At 34.0% G+C, this 18352-nt stretch carries 21 protein-coding genes and 1 pseudogene; 12 read left to right on the top strand and 10 right to left on the bottom strand.

The window, feature by feature from the left end:
• Positions 1–38: 38 nt before the first annotated feature.
• The 6 genes from cobC to C4S35_RS05105 all read right to left on the bottom strand — a co-directional run bounded on the left by cobC (position 39) and on the right by C4S35_RS05105 (position 4313).
• Complete coding sequence (cobC, locus tag C4S35_RS05125) at positions 39–575, bottom strand: alpha-ribazole phosphatase (protein WP_103999151.1); 537 nt, start codon at positions 573–575, stop codon at positions 39–41.
• Positions 560–1363, bottom strand: coding sequence for an adenosylcobinamide-GDP ribazoletransferase (locus tag C4S35_RS05120; RefSeq protein ID WP_103999150.1), 804 nt, complete (start codon positions 1361–1363; stop codon positions 560–562). The genes cobC and C4S35_RS05120 overlap by 16 nt, the downstream gene beginning before the upstream one ends.
• An 87-nt stretch (positions 1364–1450) precedes the next feature.
• Positions 1451–3127, bottom strand: a complete 1677-nt coding sequence (gene cobT, locus C4S35_RS05115; protein WP_103999391.1) for a nicotinate-nucleotide--dimethylbenzimidazole phosphoribosyltransferase — start codon at positions 3125–3127, stop codon at positions 1451–1453.
• Positions 3128–3137: 10 nt separating this feature from the next.
• The gene (locus tag C4S35_RS15580; protein WP_159916653.1) at positions 3138–3281 is read right to left on the bottom strand and encodes a hypothetical protein; all 144 of its coding nucleotides are present in this window, start codon (positions 3279–3281) and stop codon (positions 3138–3140) included.
• Positions 3278–3793: a bifunctional adenosylcobinamide kinase/adenosylcobinamide-phosphate guanylyltransferase gene (cobU, locus tag C4S35_RS05110; RefSeq protein WP_103999149.1), complete on the bottom strand. Its 516-nt coding sequence runs from the start codon at positions 3791–3793 to the stop codon at positions 3278–3280. The genes C4S35_RS15580 and cobU overlap by 4 nt, the downstream gene beginning before the upstream one ends.
• A gap of 154 nt (positions 3794–3947) precedes the next feature.
• Complete coding sequence (locus C4S35_RS05105) at positions 3948–4313, bottom strand: C1orf53 family protein (protein ID WP_103999148.1); 366 nt, start codon at positions 4311–4313, stop codon at positions 3948–3950.
• 97 nt (positions 4314–4410) lie between these two features.
• On the opposite strand from C4S35_RS05105, the gene C4S35_RS05100 reads away from it, so the two are divergent.
• Genes C4S35_RS05100 through C4S35_RS05090 form a run of 3 tightly spaced genes read left to right on the top strand, consistent with a single transcriptional unit; the run spans position 4411 to position 7368 of the window.
• Entirely contained in the window at positions 4411–5553 is a 1143-nt protein-coding gene (locus tag C4S35_RS05100) for an ABC transporter substrate-binding protein (RefSeq protein WP_103999147.1), read from the top strand.
• A gap of 1 nt (position 5554) precedes the next feature.
• The gene (locus C4S35_RS05095) at positions 5555–6586 is read left to right on the top strand and encodes an iron ABC transporter permease (protein WP_103999146.1); all 1032 of its coding nucleotides are present in this window, start codon (positions 5555–5557) and stop codon (positions 6584–6586) included.
• Positions 6586–7368 (top strand): ABC transporter ATP-binding protein, encoded by a 783-nt coding sequence (locus tag C4S35_RS05090; protein WP_103999145.1) that lies wholly within the window; start codon positions 6586–6588, stop codon positions 7366–7368. Before C4S35_RS05095 ends, C4S35_RS05090 begins: the two co-directional genes overlap by 1 nt.
• Positions 7369–7414: 46 nt before the next feature.
• Here C4S35_RS05090 and C4S35_RS05085 read toward each other — a convergent pair.
• From C4S35_RS05085 to C4S35_RS05075, 3 genes and pseudogenes are all read right to left on the bottom strand, one after another.
• Positions 7415–9022 (bottom strand): annotated as a pseudogene (locus C4S35_RS05085) (class I SAM-dependent methyltransferase).
• A gap of 113 nt (positions 9023–9135) precedes the next feature.
• Positions 9136–9591 carry a tRNA (cytidine(34)-2'-O)-methyltransferase gene (locus tag C4S35_RS05080; RefSeq protein WP_103999144.1) on the bottom strand — a complete coding sequence of 152 codons (456 nt, stop codon included), beginning with the start codon at positions 9589–9591 and terminating at the stop codon, positions 9136–9138.
• A gap of 57 nt (positions 9592–9648) precedes the next feature.
• A complete protein-coding gene (locus tag C4S35_RS05075) occupies positions 9649–10224 on the bottom strand; it encodes a pseudouridine synthase (protein ID WP_103999143.1) in 576 nt (191 codons plus the stop codon).
• 99 nt (positions 10225–10323) lie between these two features.
• Here C4S35_RS05075 and C4S35_RS05070 point away from each other — a divergent pair, with 99 nt between their 5' ends.
• The 5 genes from C4S35_RS05070 to C4S35_RS05050 all read left to right on the top strand — a co-directional run bounded on the left by C4S35_RS05070 (position 10324) and on the right by C4S35_RS05050 (position 13934).
• Positions 10324–10773: a hypothetical protein gene (locus C4S35_RS05070; protein ID WP_244175197.1), complete on the top strand. Its 450-nt coding sequence runs from the start codon at positions 10324–10326 to the stop codon at positions 10771–10773.
• A 209-nt stretch (positions 10774–10982) separates the two neighbouring features.
• Entirely contained in the window at positions 10983–12353 is a 1371-nt protein-coding gene (locus C4S35_RS05065) for a DNA recombination protein RmuC (protein WP_103999141.1), read from the top strand.
• Between the two features lie 5 nt (positions 12354–12358).
• Positions 12359–12724, top strand: a complete 366-nt coding sequence (locus C4S35_RS05060; protein WP_103999140.1) for a 6-phosphogluconate dehydrogenase — start codon at positions 12359–12361, stop codon at positions 12722–12724.
• A gap of 5 nt (positions 12725–12729) precedes the next feature.
• Positions 12730–13284, top strand: coding sequence for an acyl-CoA thioesterase (locus C4S35_RS05055; protein ID WP_103999139.1), 555 nt, complete (start codon positions 12730–12732; stop codon positions 13282–13284).
• Between the two features lie 110 nt (positions 13285–13394).
• Positions 13395–13934, top strand: a complete 540-nt coding sequence (locus tag C4S35_RS05050) for a YceI family protein (RefSeq protein WP_103999138.1) — start codon at positions 13395–13397, stop codon at positions 13932–13934.
• 2 nt (positions 13935–13936) lie between these two features.
• Here the strand turns inward: C4S35_RS05050 and C4S35_RS05045 are convergent, their stop codons facing one another.
• On the bottom strand, positions 13937–14854 hold the full coding sequence (locus C4S35_RS05045; RefSeq protein ID WP_244175196.1) for a TIGR01777 family oxidoreductase: 918 nt from the start codon (positions 14852–14854) through the stop codon (positions 13937–13939).
• Positions 14855–14970: 116 nt separating this feature from the next.
• Here C4S35_RS05045 and C4S35_RS05040 point away from each other — a divergent pair, with 116 nt between their 5' ends.
• From C4S35_RS05040 to C4S35_RS05025, 4 genes are read left to right on the top strand one after another with little or no spacing between them, the layout of a single operon-like run.
• Complete coding sequence (locus C4S35_RS05040; RefSeq protein ID WP_103999137.1) at positions 14971–15630, top strand: TetR family transcriptional regulator C-terminal domain-containing protein; 660 nt, start codon at positions 14971–14973, stop codon at positions 15628–15630.
• On the top strand, positions 15630–16937 hold the full coding sequence (locus C4S35_RS05035; protein ID WP_103999136.1) for an ABC1 kinase family protein: 1308 nt from the start codon (positions 15630–15632) through the stop codon (positions 16935–16937). Before C4S35_RS05040 ends, C4S35_RS05035 begins: the two co-directional genes overlap by 1 nt.
• Entirely contained in the window at positions 16937–17071 is a 135-nt protein-coding gene (locus C4S35_RS05030) for a DUF2256 domain-containing protein (RefSeq protein WP_103999135.1), read from the top strand. Before C4S35_RS05035 ends, C4S35_RS05030 begins: the two co-directional genes overlap by 1 nt.
• Positions 17047–18351: a DASH family cryptochrome gene (locus tag C4S35_RS05025; RefSeq protein ID WP_103999134.1), complete on the top strand. Its 1305-nt coding sequence runs from the start codon at positions 17047–17049 to the stop codon at positions 18349–18351. The genes C4S35_RS05030 and C4S35_RS05025 overlap by 25 nt, the downstream gene beginning before the upstream one ends.
• Position 18352: the final 1 nt, after the last annotated feature.

Raw genomic sequence — 18352 nt, 5'->3', positions numbered from 1 at the left:
AAATTATATTAAGTTAATAACCTAAATAATTTCGGATTTTATAATTCAATTTTAATTACAGCTCCAAAATCTACTTTATTCTGAAAAGCGTCTTTGAGAGGCAAATCCGAAATTTTACATAAAAAACTTCGTATTATTCCTGCATGCGCCACAATAATTACTGGTTTTGAATTGACTACTTGAAGTTCATTAGTTATAAAATCAATTACTCGATCATGCAAATCCGTAAATGATTCTCCATTGGGTACACGAACATTTACAAAATCAGTCATCCAAGGTGTAAAATCATCAGGAGGAATTACCTCCCAATTTTTCATTTCCCAATCGCCAAAATTCATTTCCATTAAACGAGAATCTTTATTTATATCGGTAATTTCTGAATTTTCTTTGATATAATTTGCCAAAAGCACGCAGCGAAGTAAAGGGCTGGAATACAGCCTTGCATCTTGGGGCAATTGACTCAAAACAGACTGAAAAACTCCATCATAAGGCTCCATGATATTTACATCTGACTGTCCGTAACAAATTCCTTTTTCGCAAACCGTTTCCGTATGCCGTACTAAATAAACTTCCATAATGCAATCACTGATATATAAAAAACCACTTCACAAATCTGTTGGGTCGCTCCCAAACAATCCCCGGTATATCCGTCAATCCATTTCTGAAAATAACGCGCCAAAAAGAATCGAGTCAGAAAAACAGGGATTAAAACCAACAGCATTTGCCACTGAAAATAAGATAAAATAACTAATGGAAGTAACCCAAAAAAGAAAGCTCCCACTACTTCTTTCCAAGAATAGGTTTGTGCGATAGGTTTGCTTTTACTTGAAGCATCGTCACGAGAATATTGATGGGTAAAAACAATTGAAATCGCTGCTAATCGACTGATGGAATGCGCTGAAACAAACAATAATAAAATTGTGAATTGTGAATTAAAAATTAAAAATTTAGTGTTTGAGACATCAATTAATTGAGTCAACGCCTGAAATCTAAGCACTAGCAACAACACTAAACCAATCGCTCCATAAGCACCTATGGCGCTATCTTTCATAATTGTTAAAATTTTTTCTTTAGTCCAACCGCCACCAAAACCATCGCAAACATCAGCAAAACCATCTTCATGAAAAGCTCCTGTCACTAAAACGGAAGCAATCATCGAAAATAGAACCGCAATTTCAGGAGCAACTAAATAATTAAAAACACAATATACTCCAAAAGCCATACTTCCTACAATCAAACCAATTAATGGAAAATAACGGGACGCTTTATTTAAATAATCTGGATTGTGATCGATATTTTTTGGACATGGAATTCTAGTGTAAAACATTAAAGCAGTAAAAAATATATGAAGTTCTTTTTTCATTTTTGGAATTAAATTTTGTTGATTTTATTTTGATTTTGTCGTAAAAAGATAAAATATTACGGCGCTACAATAATATGTACCTACCGTTTATCGACCACTAACCCCTGATGATTCAAAACTGGCCATTTCATTCAAGAACGCTACAGCAGACTCAATTATAGGTAACGCAATGGCGCAACCCGTGCCTTCGCCCAATCGCAAATCAAGTTGCAATAAAGAGCGAACTCCGAGGTAGTCTAATATTTTTTGGTGTCCTTGCTCCGCAGATGAATGGCAAAAAATAGCATTTTTAATAATCGACGGATTCTTTTTAAAGGCTATTAAAAAAGCGACACTACAGATAAAACCATCTACGAGAATCAACATATTGGCTTCTTTTGCCTGAAGCATTCCACCTACCATTTGCATGATTTCGAATCCCCCGAAATAAGCTAACTTGCTGTCTAAATCCTCTGAACCTTGATAATTATTAAGGCATTTTTTAAGGATTTTAATTTTTTGAATCAATTGTTCCTCATTCACACCAGTGCCTTTTCCCACGCAATCTTCAACTGGCAATTCTAAAATAATACTCATTAAAACCGAGGCCGTAGCCGTGTTGCCAATGCCCATTTCGCCAAAACCAATGCAATTGCTGCCCGTCTTTGCAATATTGGTAACAATCTCGCTTCCTTTTATAAAACACAATTCAATTTCTGTTTTACTCATTGCTGGTCCTTGTAAAAAAGAATGCGTTCCCTTCCCTATTTTAGCCGAAATCAAATCCGTATTCATAGGGAAATCATAATTCACACCTGCATCCACAATAGCTAATTCAATCTTATTTTGTTTACAAAACACATTGATTGCTGCTCCTCCTGTCAAAAAGTTACTCACCATCTGTCTGGTTACGTCTTGCGGATAGGCGCTTACTCCATGATTTGCAATTCCGTGATCCGCAGCAAAAACAACCAGATTAGGCTTTGTAATTTTAGGTTCTAAAGTTTGAAACACCATTCCTATTTGTTTGGCAAGCACTTCTAAAATTCCTAATGAATTTGTTGGTTTGGTTTTTTGGTCGATCTTATGTTGCAACGCATTTGCGAAAGCAGCAGCATCCATTTCCTCTTTAGCACTAAAAAACACTTTCTCCACCCTACTTTCTTGCAAAACAGTGATTTCCTCCATTAATGGAATTTTTTGTTTTTGTTTCCAATTCAATTGTTGCAACATGGGTTGATTATTATAATCAGTGGCTGGTTTTCCCACGCAGAAATAGCCCAACGGTTCCATGTTTTCAGGCAAACCCAATAATTGCTTGAACTGATAGTAATTCAATATAGAAACCCAACCCATGGAATACCCTTGTTCCGTTAAGGATAGCCAAATATTTTGCGCCGCACAAACCGAACTGAACTTTACCGCTTCATTACTCCCAACGGTTCCAATCGTAAAATTATTCAAAACGGAACGATCATAACAAATCACTAATCCCAATGGCGCTTCTTCAATAGCTTCCAGCTTAAGAGCTTTGTATGCAAGTTTTTGTTGTTCATTATCAGTGAGCGCAACTGCTTTTTCATCATAATCTAAAAACAAATTTTTAATGGTTTTCTTTATTTTAGCCGACCTAATCAAATAGTATTTTGTAGCATCAGTTAAACCCACAGAAGGCGCCCAATGCCCCGCTTGCAGTGCTTTTTCAAGAACAGCATCCGGCACTTGAACATCCGTAAAATGACGGGTGTCGCGACGGGATTTTAAAATTTCATCTAAATAAGTCATCTTTTTAAATTCAATATTTTTTAATTTCAATGTTAAAAGTCAATGGCAATGGCAATTTAAAACAATAAGAGAGCGTATTAAATCCTTGCTGAATTGCTTGAATCCCAGCATAACAACTGTCTTTTCCACCGCTCCAAGAAGTTACAAAATTCATTTTTTCTCTTTTATCGTTACGGGAATTCCAGAAACCATTAGCACAACGGTATCGGCATTTTTAGCAATGTATTGATTCATCCAACCTTGAAGTTCGGTGAATTTTCTGCCAATGTGCGTTTCGGCATGAACGCCCATACCTATTTCATTTGTTACAATAATAATAGTTGCATTTTCTTGATTGGCAATGGCATCAAATTCGGTTTTAGCTTGCTCTAAACACAAGGAAACATCATTTTTGGTATCTACAAAAAAGTTCGTTAACCAAAGCGTAACGCAATCAACGACCGCTACTTTTCCCGAAAAATCAATTTCGCTTAAGTGTTTTTCTTTTTCGATATTAATCCATCGTTCGTCCCGATCTTTTTGATGGCGATCGATTCTCTCTTGGAAATTATTATCCCATTTTCGGGCTGTAGCAACATACATTGGTTTATCCGACAATCCTTGTGCTAAATTTTCGGCATAACCGCTTTTACCGGAGCGTTCACCCCCAGTTATTAAATATATCATGCTAATTGTAAATTATTAATTGTAAAATGTAATAACATTTTAATATTGATTTTGCATCGCTATTTATATTTTCATATTCTTTTTCAAATCAAAACTCTTGGTTTTAACAATATTATCTTTCATTCATTTATAATTTATAATCTATAATTAATAATTATTTATACGGACAATGTCGACATCCATTGCCACAACAATGACCTCTTTTTAGATGAAACCAAGCCTTGAAAACATAATTTCCATTTTCTAAATAATAGTCGATTCCTTCTATAAGATCAGTTGTTTTGGGTAAATCTTTGGCTTTATTATCCGTTGCAGTTTGAGAAACGAGTGTTGCAACATATTTGTCAATTTTAGTGGAGCAAGCAGTTGTAAAACAATTGGAACACAAACAATCCACCACTTCTGACGGTGTAAAAATAGGCGGAAAATTGTTGCACCAGCATTTACTTCCTTCAGATATGTCCCCACAATTAAAAAGAGTTCCGCAAGTAGAACAGTTTTTGACTTTAATGCTATTCATTTCGTAAAGATAGTATTTGTTCAATTTTTTACTGCTAAAAATAAACAAGAAATTTTATAAATTTGGTATACCTTTGTGGCCATCGCAAAATTAAACCATGAAATTCACCTTTAAATTAATCCTTTTTGTTTTCTCATTTTCAACTTTTGTTGGATGTAAAAAAAGCGAAAACCGGAACGTAAAAGAAAGTACAACTTCAAAAAACACAATCGAATATGCCTTGGGACTTTCTATTAATACCTACGAAGGATATTCAGTAGTCACGGTTTCAAATCCTTGGCCTAAAGCCAATAAAAACTTCACGTACATATTAAAAGAAAAAAACGGCAGCATTCCTGATAGTCTACAAAAATACACCACAATTTCAGTGCCTTTAGAATCGATCGTCGTTACCTCAACGACCAATCTTCCTTTTTTGGAAATGCTGGGAGTTGAAAAATCACTAGTGGGTTTCCCTAATACTGATTATGTTTCTTCTGAAAAAACAAGAAAACTTATTGACGCAGGCGCTGTTAAAAACATAGGACAAAACGAAAAATTAAACGTGGAGCAGCTCATTGAATTGGCGCCTAATTTAATCGTAACCTTTGGAATTGACAACAACAATCCAATGATTGACAATTTACAAAAAAGTGGTCTTAGTGTACTCATTCAAGCCGACTGGATGGAACAAACACCACTGGGAAAAGCAGAATGGATTAAGCTTTACGGTGCTTTGTTTAAAAAACAAAAAGAAGCCAAAACGCTTTTTGATGAAATCGTTAAAAATTACAATGACGCAAAACAATTGGTTGCAACCAAAAAACCAACAGCTACAGTTCTTTACGGATCTATGTATCAAGACACATGGTATGTAGCGCGAGGAAATAGCTGGGTAGCCCAATTTATGAAAGACGCTAAAGCAAATTATTTGTGGGCAAATGTTGGAGGAACGGGAAGTCTTAGTGTACCTTTCGAAAAGGTATTAGAGAAAGCGAAAAAAGCGCAATATTGGATTGCAACAGGTTCGTTTAAAAGTAGTGCTGAATTCGAAAATAGCAATCCGCATTATAGTCAGTTTGACGCTTCAAAATCTAAAAATGTCTTTACTTTTGAAAGTAAATTGGGTTCAACGGGAGGAACCATTTACTATGAATTAGCTCCAAGCCGACCGGATTTAGTGTTAAAAGATTACATCAAAATCTTTCATCCTGAATTGCTTCCAACTTATACGTTTACTTTTGCTCAAAAATTAAATTAAATTGAACAATCAAAAACGAAATATTATTTTATTTTTCTTGCTTACTTTTGGGCTTGTACTTTTGTTTTTTACAAACATTAGTTTTGGCTCTATAACGATACCTTTTAGAGAAATTTTTACTAGTTTGACTGGTGGTCAAGCGAGTAAGTCTACTTGGGAATACATCATAATCAATTATCGGTTACCCAAAGCTATTACAGCAATTCTTGTCGGAATGGGGTTATCCATAAGTGGTTTACTAATGCAAACTTTGTTTCGAAATCCATTGGCAGGGCCTTACGTTTTAGGACTGAGTTCAGGTGCCAGTTTAGGTGTTGCTTTTGTAATATTAGGAGCTGGCTTACTTCCTCCTTTTTTGAGTACCATTTTGTTATCTTCTTATGGCGTGGTTCTAGCCTCAACTATTGGAAGCTCCGTTGTATTACTTGCCGTTTTGATGGTTTCCCAAAGACTTCGCGATACGATGGCCATTTTAATTGTAGGACTAATGTTTGGTAGTTTTACCAGTGCAATAGTAGGCGTTCTTACGTATTTTAGTTCGGCTGAACAATTGCAGAAATTCACGTTTTGGTCCATGGGAAATTTAGGCAACTTGTCATGGTCTTCTGTAGTAATTCTAACCATTTGTGTTGGCATTGGCTTATTACTAAGTCTGTTTAGCATAAAGCCACTTAATGCATTGTTATTGGGTGAAAATTACGCTCGAAGTTTAGGTTTGAATTTCAAAAAAACACGATTAATTATTATTTTTGCAACAAGCATTTTAGCAGGAAGTATCACAGCGTATGCAGGTCCAATTGCCTTTATAGGACTAGCAGTTCCTCATATAGCAAAATTAGTATTTCAAACTAGTAATCATTCTGTTTTGTATTGGAGTACGTTACTTTTAGGAGCCTCGATTATGCTTTTTTGTGATGTAATTTCAGAATTGCCAGGATTGGAAATCACTTTGCCCATCAATGCGGTAACTTCAATAATTGGTGCTCCTGTGGTCATCTGGTTATTGGTTAGTAAACGAAAAATGATTGCCTAATGGAAAACGAAATCATCTTACAAGCGTCTCAAATTAGCATTGGTTATTCTCATAAAAAAGAGAAAATCGTAGTGGCTTCGAATATCTCGATTTCTTTAAAAAAAGGAAAACTGATTGCTTTAATTGGTGCCAATGGTATTGGGAAATCAACCCTTTTAAAAACGATAACGGGAATCCAGAAACCGCTTTTCGGTGCTGTTTTTTTAAATGAAAGAAAAATTACTTCTTATGAACCTTTAGACTTAGCCCAAAACTTAAGTATTGTTTTAACAGAAAAATTACCCCCCAGTAATTTAACCGTTTTTGAACTCATTGCTTTAGGCAGACAACCTTACACCAACTGGATGGGGACTTTATCTGATCTTGATGTCGCCAAAGTTCTTGAAGCAATGGAACTCACACAAATCAGTCACTTAGCTGCTGAAAAACATTACGAAATCAGTGATGGACAGTTGCAAAAAGTTTTAGTAGCCCGCGCTTTAGCACAGGATACTCCTTTAATAATCTTAGACGAACCTACGACCCATCTGGATTTATTACATAAGGTGGCCTTATTCAAACTTTTGAAAAAGCTTACTCATGAAACTGGTAAATGCATTTTATTTTCTACTCATGATATTGATATGGCGATACAATTGAGTGACGAAATGATTATTATGACACCGGAAACCGTGTTGCAAGACGAACCTTGTACTTTTATTGCAAAAGGAAGTTTCAATACCCTATTTAAAGATGAACACATTGTTTTTGATGCTGAAAAAGGGAAGTTTATGATTGTTTAATTAGTCTGCTTGTTTGAAGAAACCATTTTTTTTCCACCTAGGCACATCAAACCCCTTTCAATAAATTTATACTTACCGTTGCTATATTAGAATCAGGAAATCTCCTGAAAAAATTAGCATCAGGATACAATCCTGCTTCAGCAGCGATTTTATGCAAAACGGGAATTTCAACTATATATTGATCTGAGAAACCATGCGTGGCATCATAAGCCGTAGCGGCCGTTTTACCTAAATTAGCAGCAGTCAAATTTGGAGCAATCGTATGCAATTCAATCATTAATAATCCGAATTTCTGAACGTAAGGCGACCATTTAATCAAATGTTCCAATAAATTATCTTCGACTACACTATTACTGATACGCTCTCCTCTATGTGCAAATGCTCCTATTGAATGGCTTACTCTGTTTTTGGTGATCTCTTTTGGCATTTCCCAAATTCGGTTATGATCCAAGAAGGTTCTTACATTCAGCAAATCTTTCAAATCAATGTTATAATTTTCCAATAAGTCATTGGCTAACAAATCGGGCTGCCCAATATCGCCCCAAATTATTTTGGCCCAAATATCGGCTTTGATTAAATTGGCTCGGGTCACTTTCAATGCTGCCTGATTGTAATCGGCACCAACAAGGAATAAAGGATAATCATCCAGCATTTTTCCGCGCAGTGTTTGTCTTTCGATTACAGTATAAATATGTTCAATAAATGCTCCATTACCGCAACCCATATCGAGAATTCCTTTCGGCTGGTCTTATATTGGTAAATTGAATAATTTAATGATAATCTCATCTACGACTTTAAAATAAGTATCGTGTGCACCTCCGCTTCCCCAAACATTCATTTCTCTATCGACATGAATTTCATCTTCCCCTTCGGCCACCATTCGCAGTATATTTGGATTCCCAAAAATCAACTGCTCTATTTTACTAAAAGTGGGTAAATAAGAGACTGTCACTCCATAAGCAGAAGCCCTTTTGGCAAAAAACAACCCCTTTTCAGTAAATTGGTAATTGCCTTTATTTTGGGTAAACCAGCCTAAATCAACAAAAAAATCCAGTAGAATTTTGAAATTTTCCGGAGATTTATGAAATTCTTCGGGACGAAAAGAAATCTCCATAAAATATTTATGGAACATGCCATTCATACCCAATTGCACCAATATTGGTCCCACCAAACAACCTTCAATATGCGTTAAAATCTGATGCTGAATTTCATTGGTCAGTTTATCACTCGAAAACGAAATTCCATAATTAGTTGCATATAAATCGAAAATTAAACCCAATCTGACAAATGGAATATCATATGATAATCGCGTGCGAAATTGCATCGTGAAATGCAGTAAATCCACCACATCTTCATACAAATAGAACATCGAAAATGCAATGGCGCTTTTATCGTTTATGCTAAATTTGATTTGGTCTGCAATGTGATCAATATGGTAATTCAAGAATCCTTGCGAACACAAAACGCGTAAACCCACATTGAGATAACCTTCGTTGGCTTTGAAATGTTTTGTAAGTTCCGTAAGTGTGACTTCTTTTTTGTCAAGAATATGGGATAATACTCCTTTTTCATGCAAAACATACGCAACCGGGGCGGTAACCAAACCATCCAAATGTTTGAAAATGGTACTTCTAAGAGTAATTTTATCAATCATAAAAAGTACGTGTTAAAGAAGGAAAAACACAATTCAATCAAGAATAATCTACTCAAATAGATGAAATTCCATCCAAAAAATTGCCTTGCTTTTTACAATTATAAATTCGTAATTTACAATTTAACAGCCATTTGCCGCTTTGCTTCACCAATGACAAACGCAACAGAATTTGCGATATTAAAACTTCGGATTAATGGTGACATAGGAATTGTCAAATGATTTGGGAATTCGTTTAAAACAGTTTCGCTTAAACCCTTACTTTCTTTCCCAAAAACCAACCAGTCACCATTCTGAAAATCATTCTCTAAATACGATTTTTCGGAATGGGAACTCATCAGGAAAACTCGGGACAAATCAGGAATCTGTGCTTTCCATTCGGCTACATTTTGATATTCAGTAACATCAAGATGCACCCAATAATCCAAGCCGGAACGTTTTAAGTTTTTATCATTAATAACAAATCCAAAAGGATGAATTAAGTGCAAACGGCTTTCGGTACCCACGCACAATCGGCCAATATTCCCGGTATTATTTGGGATTTCAGGTTCTACTAAAACGATGTTTAACATATTATACTTTATTAAAAGATTAAAAAATTAAAAGGTTGAAAATTCAGATCAAATTCTTTAAATTTCTATTTGAAAATCTACTACTTCCAAAACCTCTCCTGCCTGTAAATTATTGAGATGTAGGTTTCCTATTCGAACACGAACTAATCGTAACGTTGGAAAACCAACAGCGGCAGTCATTTTACGAACTTGACGAAACTTCCCTTCATTCACCGTTATCGAAGCCCAAGAAGTAGGACCGTGACGTTCATCACGAATTTTTTTTCCTCTAGTTCCAAAAGCAGGAATTTCATCAATTAAAAAAGCTTTACACCGTTTAGTGATGTATTTAGTCCCATTGAAACCTATTTCAACTCCTTTTTGCAATTGTTCAATCGCTTCCTGATGCATAATGCCATCGACTTGTACATAATATTCCTTGTCCACTTTTTTACTTCGAATGATTTCGCTCATCATACCATCCGTAGTCAACAGCAGCAATCCTTCGGAATCTTCGTCAAGACGTCCTATTGCCATCGTTCCTTTGGGGAAATCGTGCAATTCGCCCAGCAGTTTCTTTTTTCTTTTTAATTCATAAATAAACTGACTCAGATACCCGTAAGGCTTATGAATGATGAAATGAGAATGAGACATTTTAGTGTATTAGTTGTGCGTGCAAAGATAGTTTTGTTTTCGCTAGATTTAAAATAGTCACGCCATACATTTATTGGTGTAAACCAAAAGCTATGTTAAATGATTCAATTACTAGAAATAAATAGCGTAACATTATATAAGTTAAGAGTATTAACATTAAAACTAAAGATTATGGAAAGCAACGATTTAGGTTCAAAAAAGACAAATAACAAACAAAATACGAATGAAGGCTTCAGTGGTGAAAACTTACCTGAAGATTATAATCCTGCAGCATCAATACTTAAAGAAGAAGTGGAAACTGATGCTAACGGAGATCAAAAAATTGTTCAAAGAGCACGTAATGTAGATGGATCTATTGCTTCTATCCCGGACAAGGAAGAGAGAAGTTGGAACGAAAATGAGAGTTTAAGTCGAGGTGTTTCTACTGAAAAAGAAGTGATGAGAACCATTGAAAACGAAGATCATAACTCTGATATTACAGCACACCGTTATCCAAATTCACACCCTGATAATCATGAAGACAGAGGAAACATAAAACTGGATGAATAAGCATTTATTTTGTTTATGAAAAGCCAATAAGGATTTAAATTCTTATTGGCTTTTCATAATCTTAAACCAACAAAGCAGAAAATAAAAAAGCACTTAATTACCTAAAAAGACCAAATCTATAAATACAAAAACTTGATATAGTATTTTTATTTCCGAAACAAAAAAAGGAAACTTTTGCTTACTTTTACCTTTCAAACAAAAATACGTCTATGTCAAATATGTTTCCGTTTTTATTGATTTTTATTATTGCTCTCGCCACTGGTATTTTCATTGGTAAACTCATTTTCTCCGCCCGATTCCAATCGGAAAAAATTAGTTTAGAAGAAAAATTAATTGCATTTTCCTCGCAATTCAATCAACTGAAAGAGCAGATTATTGTTGACAAAACAACTTTTGAAAAACAATTAGAAAACGCCAATGCTGAAAAAGAAAGCATTCGAAGTGAAAAAGACAGTTTAGCGATTCAGTTCTCTAAGAAAGAAGTTGATTTTGAGAATCTTTGGGAACGCAACAAAGAGCAAAAAGAAGAAGTCGAGAAACTGCAAGAAAAATTCACCAAGGAATTTGAGAATCTCGCTAACAAAATATTAGAAGAAAAATCCAATAAATTTACGGAACAAAATAATCAGAACATGAAAAACATCTTGACGCCTTTGCAGGATAAAATTCATTTGTTCGAAAAGAAAGTCGAAGACACCCACAAAGAAAGCATTGATTATCATGCGGCTTTACGCCAACAAATTCTGGGCTTAAGAGAAATGAATATCCAAATGAGCAAGGAAACCCTTAACCTGACGAAAGCTTTGAAAGGCGACAGCAAAATGCAGGGAAATTGGGGCGAATTAGTTTTGGAACGCGTTCTTGAAAAATCAGGATTAGAGAAAGGCCGCGAATACGAAGTGCAGCAAGCGTTCGTTACTGAAGATGGAAATCGCGTTTTCCCTGACGTTGTGATAAATCTGCCTGACGGCAAAAAGATGATTGTCGATTCTAAAGTTTCTTTGACCGCTTATGAAAAATACATCAATGAAGAAGATGACGATGTAAAAGTTGGATTTTTAAAAGAACACGTTAACTCCATCAAACGCCACGTAGAACAATTAGGCAATAAAAATTATCAGGATTTATATCAAATAGAAAGCCCTGATTTCGTATTGCTATTTATTCCAATAGAGCCTGCTTTTGCTATGGCGCTGAACGAGGATACCAGTTTATATAATAAGGCATTCGAGAAAAACATTGTCATTGTTACACCTGCCACATTACTAGCTACTTTGCGAACAATTGACAGCATGTGGACCAACCAAAAGCAACAGGAAAATGCACTCGAAATTGCACGTCAGGCTGGTGCATTGTATGACAAATTTGAAGGTTTTGTAGCTGATTTAATCAAAATTGGAAAGAAGATAGACGAAAGCAAAATTGAGTATAGCGGCGCCATGAACAAACTGGTGGAAGGAAAAGGAAACTTAATCGTGAGTGTCGAGAAATTGAAAAAAATGGGAGCTAAAGCGAAAAAAGCACTTCCGGAAAGCATATTGAACAGAGCTGAAAAAGACGAAAATCAATTATTAAACTAAATAGAATGAAACGAATTTTAGGAATTATTTTAGGAATTGGCACGCTGGTCTTGATTTGCTATTTTGCATTTCTCTATTACATTCCTTACAGTGAAGGGATTCGCTCCGGTGAACTTATAAAATTAAGTCATAAAGGAATGGCCATAAAAACATGGGAAGGCGAATTGAGTCAGGGAATTTCTGGAGCTCAGATTTTCAGTTTTTCTGTTTTGGACAGTGATAAAAAAGTGATTGAAGATTTGAATGGGTTACAAGGAAATTATGTGAAATTAACTTACGTAGAAAGATACAGAACATTTGCTTGGTGGGGAGAAACGAGATATTTTGTTACATCCGTTCAAAAAGAAATTTCCCCTTTTAACCAAAAATAATTTCCGTGAACACTACTTTTAAAACTGTCGCTTCGTCAAACATCAGTATTTCAGAATTGATGCTTCCGTCTCATACCAATTTTAGCGGAAAGATTCATGGTGGTTATATTTTATCTCTTTTAGATCAAATTGCATTTGCTTGTGCTTCAAAATTTTCAGGGAATTATTGTGTGACAGCATCTGTTGATACAGTAAATTTCCTTAAACCAATCGACGTTGGCGAACTGGTTACGTTGAAAGCCTGTGTGAATTATGTTGGTAATAGTTCTATGATTATAGGCATTCGGGTCGAGGCCGAAAATATTCAAACAGGAAAAATAAAACATTGCAATTCCTCCTATTTTACTATGGTTGCCAAAGACAAGGACGGCAAAATTGTTCCCGTTCCCGGTTTGCTCCTCTCTAACTTAAATGAAGTACGCCGTTTTCATAATTGCTTAAAGCAAATAGCTTTAAAAAAAGAAAAAGATTACCATGAAGAAATATTTGATTATAGCTCTGAAAAAAGCTTGGCTAGTTTAGAAAAATATAATGTTTTGTTGGAATTAAAAAAGAATTAATAGAGGTAATCTAACGTCTTTTATTTAAAAAAAATCAAGAATTTCTATAAATTTGGCGCCTTTTTAATTCGTTTTTTCGTAAATTTAGGTAGTTTAATTCATATAGGATTATGAAAAAAATTACACTGCTTTTTCTGATTTTTGTTAGCTATACGACGTCTGCACAAGAAAAAATGATCACAGACAAAGGAATTATAAATTTCGAAGCATCGGTACCATTTTTTGAAGAAGTAAAAGCTACAAATGAAAAAACTATCTGTGTTTTGGTTATAAAGACAGGAGAAATTACTTGTTTGGTTTACATCAAAAAATTTCTATTCGAAAGAAGTTTGATGCAAGAGCACTTCAATAAAAATTATTTAGAAAGTGATCGCTATCCTAAAGCTATTTTCAAAGGCATCATTGAAAAATTTGACTTAAAAAATATTGATTCAAACCAAAAAGAATATTTGATAAAAGGAAATATTACCATTCATGGTAAATCAAAAAAAATTATGATTTACGGAACCATCAAAAAACTAGGCGAAGGAATTGAATTCATTTCTAATTTTCCATTAAACACAGACGATTTCGGAATTAAAATTCCTTATATAGTCCGCAGCAAAATAGCGAAAAATGTGAACACTCAAATCGCTTGTGTTTTACAATAATTCTATTTTGCTAAACAATCCTTAAGTGCTTCTTCCAAATTTTTGAATTTAAAGTGAAAGCCTGTATTTTCGATTTTATCCGATGAAACTCTTTTTCCTGTCAAAACAATTTTTGCCATCTCTCCCATTGCTAATCTTAATAAAAAAGCAGGAACATTAGGTAACCAAATCGAATATCCAAGAACTTTTGCAAGGGTTTTAGAGAAAATTAAATTATTCGTATTATCATTGATAGCTGCATTATAAGGTCCTACCATAGTTGGAGTAACAATAGCATGATAATACATGTTGCATAAGTCATCCACATGTATCCAAGGCATATATTGCTGTCCTGAGCCTAAAGCAGCGCCCAATCTACACTTAAAAACAGGTAACAATTTTTTTAGAAAACCATCCTCTTTACCCAATACTAAACCAGTACGGATTTTTACGGTCCGGATGCGCAGGTATTCAATAAAATCGATAGATTCTTCCCATTTATAACAGGTAAAACCAAGAAAATCATTAGCATGGGGCGTTTCTTCCGTACAAATTTCCTTTCCGTTTATTGCTCCGTAAATCCCAATCGCAGATGCAGATACAAAAGCTTCGAGGACTTTGTTGTTTTTCTTAAGAACGGAATAGATGAGTTGTGTAGATTGTTCTCGACTGTCAATAATTTCACTTTTCCTTTTTTTAGTCCATCTTTTCTCCGCAATATTCTCCCCTGCCAGATGTACTATATAATCTGCTTTAAGAACAGCATCCTCTTCTATAAATTGATTGGCAACATCCCATTTGTAATAAGAAATTTCTTCTGTATTTTGTTTTTCGCTTCTGCTTAAAATAGAAACACTATATCCCTTTTGAATAAGTAAATCAGTTAAATGTTTACCTATAAACCCAGAACCACCGCTTATTAATACATTTTTTTTTATCATACTGTAAAGCTAGTCATTTATATGGAATCTAAAATATATATTAAATTTTGTTTAACATTATAATTATATAGTTAAACATTTTGTATCTTTATACTCTAATTACAAATTCAAAAAAAATGGCTACTAAAAAATCAATAGTAACAAAAGACAAAATAGTTTCTATGTACATGGATTATGTACTTGAAAACAGTGAAAAACCAAAATCAGTTTATAATTTCACGAAATTAAACAACTTCAGTGAAACAGAATTTTATTCTTTTTTTGGAACTATCGAAAGTATAGAGAAAGAAATATTCAAAATGTTTTTAGACAAAACGGTAGAATTACTAAATAAAAATCCTGATTACGAGAACTACGATATGAAAAGTAAAATGCTCAGTTTTTACTTTACTTTTTTCGAAATACTAACCGCTAACAGAAGCTACGTGGTTATGATTTTGAAACAAAACAACAATCAATTAAAGAAATTAACGGAGTTATCGGGCCTTAGAAGCAGTTATAAAAAATATATCCGTGAAATCATATCTGATGATTACAGAGTTCAACTAGAAAAGTTTCAAAATTTCCAGGAAAAAGCAATTCAGGAAACTTCATGGATTCAACTTTTACTGACTCTTAAATTTTGGTTAGACGATTCTTCCCCATCCTTTGAAAAAACGGATATTTACATCGAAAAATCTGTGAAAGCAACGTTTGAATTAATGAATATAGCGCCCTTGGAAAGTTTAATCGATTTTGGAAAATTTATTTTCAAAGAAAAAATATACAACAAGTAATGAAAACTATAGATTATATACCAACATCAAAAATTGAAAGAGCAACAAAACTAGTACAAACAGGTGCGAAAGTTGGTGTTAACTACCTCAAATATTATAGCGAAAAAATAGTTAATTCTGATTTGACCAGAGATAAACTCAACGAAAATAATGCAGAAGACATCTATGACGGATTAAAAAGCCTAAAAGGAAGTGCCCTAAAAGTAGCCCAAATGCTCAGTATGGACAAAAGCTTTTTACCTCAGGCTTATGTAGATAAATTTTCATTATCACAGTTTTCAGTTCCTCCCCTTTCTGCTCCATTAGTTCTAAAAACATTTAAAACCAATTTTGGAAAAACACCTTATGAAATTTTTGATGAATTCAATGCTAATTCTGTAAATGCGGCTAGCATTGGCCAAGTTCATATGGCTGTGAAAGATGGTAAAAAGCTAGCTGTAAAAATTCAGTATCCCGGAGTAGCCAATAGTATTTCTTCTGATTTATCCTTGGTAAAGCCTATCGCGATTAGAATGTTTAATCTGCAAGGGAAAGATTCTGATAAATATTTCAAAGAAGTAGAAGATAAACTAATCGAGGAAACCAATTATCTATTGGAATTGGAGCAAAGCCAAGAAGTCGTTCAAGCTTGCAAAAAAATACAAAATTTAGTTTTTCCAGAATATTATCCGGAGTATTCCTCCGATAAGATTATCACAATGGATTGGATGACGGGGATTCATCTTTCAGAATTCACAAAAAACAATACCAATCAAGAGACAGCGAATAAAATTGGTCAAGCGTTATGGGATTTTTATATGTATCAGATTCATATTTTGAAAAAAGTACATGCTGATCCACATCCCGGCAATTTTTTGGTCAATAAAAAAGAGGAATTGGTAGCATTGGATTTTGGCTGTATGAAGCAAATTCCAAATGATTTTTACACACCTTATTTTGAATTGATTGACAAAAAAGTAATTAATAAACCCAAAATATTTAATACCAAATTATTTGAATTAGAAATTCTTCGAAAAGATGATTCAAACGAAGAAGTGGTTTATTTTACCGAAATGTTCCATGATTTGTTGTCCTTGTTTACTAAACCTTTTCAAGGGGAAACGTTCGATTTTTCAGATGAAACGTTTTTTGACAGCATAGCAAAATTAGGAGAACGATTTTCAAAAGATACCAATTTACGTAAAATGAACGGTAATCGAGGATCTAAACATTTCATTTATATGAACAGAACTTTTTTTGGATTGTATAATTTAATGTTTGATTTGAAAGCGACAATCGTTGTCAATGCATATCAAAAATACAACTAGTGAAAAAGGGAAATCTGCCTTCAAAAATGTGCTTGGTTTGTAACCGACCTTTTAACTGGCGGAAAAAATGGGAAAAAGTTTGGGACGAAGTTAAATACTGTAGCGAAAAATGCAAAAGAAACAAAAAGGGTTAGTTTGGTTTAGAAATGATTTAAGAGTCAACGATAATGAATCTTTGACAAATGCTATCGATGAAAATGAGACCGTAATTGCGGTGTATTGTTTTGATCCAAGACATTTTGAAGAAACAAAATTTGGTTTTAAAAAGACAGAGAAATTTCGAGCTAAGTTCCTAATTGAATCTGTAACCACTTTGAAAGAAAATCTGGAAAAATTAAATATTACACTTTTGGTATATCATCAAAAACCAGAAGGTTCTATTCCGGAAATTATTGCTCAAAATGGAATTAATTCAGTTTACTTTCAAGAAGAATGGACGAGTGAGGAAATGGAAGTTTTAGAAAATATAAAATTAAAAGTTCCAGATTCAGTATTGTTCAAAGCTTCTTACAATCAGTTCTTATTTCATCCTGAAGATATTCCATATGTTATCCAATTGATTCCAAATGTTTTCACAAAATTCAGAAACCAGTGTGAAAAATTAACAAAAATCAGACCGGAATTTACAGTTAAACCATTGTTTAAAGAAAATTTAATAGCAAACGAAACTATAATACCCACAATCCAAACAATGGGATTTACTGATTTTGAAATGGATTCCCGAACGGCGTTTCCTTTTCGTGGTGGTGAAAAAGAAGCGGTTAAGCGATTGCAAAATTATTTTTGGGAAACCAAAAAACTAAGTGTTTATAAATTGACCCGTAACGGATTAATTGGAGCCGACTTTAGTTCAAAATTTTCACCCTGGCTGTCTAATGGTTCTATTTCGGCAAAAACTATTTATTGGGAGATTGTTAAATATGAGCAAAAAGTCGAGAAAAATGACTCGACCTATTGGTTGATTTTCGAATTAATTTGGAGAGATTATTTTAAATATATTTCGATCAAAAATGGCAATTCGATTTTCAAAATTGGAGGGATTTTAGAAAAAAATTACGATTGGAAAACCAATCAATCAAGCATAAAAAATTGGATTAACGGCACTACTGTGGAGCCTTTTGTAAATGCTAATATGATTGAATTACAGCAGACCGGATGGATGAGTAATAGAGGGAGACAAAATGTCGCTTCCTTTTTTGCGAAAAATTTATATTTAGATTGGCGCATCGGTGCTGCATATTTTGAAGCAATGCTTATTGATTACGATGTGCACAGCAATTACGGCAATTGGATGTATGTTTCAGGAGTGGGCAATGATCCTAGAGATCGCAAATTCAACATTCCGTTACAAGCAAAAAATTATGATGGTGAATCAAATTTTCAAAAATTGTGGTTACAACAAAAATTATTTTAAA

It is taken from the genome of Flavobacterium urumqiense (genome assembly GCF_900108015.1).
GTDB classification, from domain to species: Bacteria; Bacteroidota; Bacteroidia; order Flavobacteriales; family Flavobacteriaceae; genus Flavobacterium; species Flavobacterium urumqiense.
Note: the sequence above shows the minus strand (reverse complement) of the source record. Positions and strands in the feature narration are given on the sequence as shown.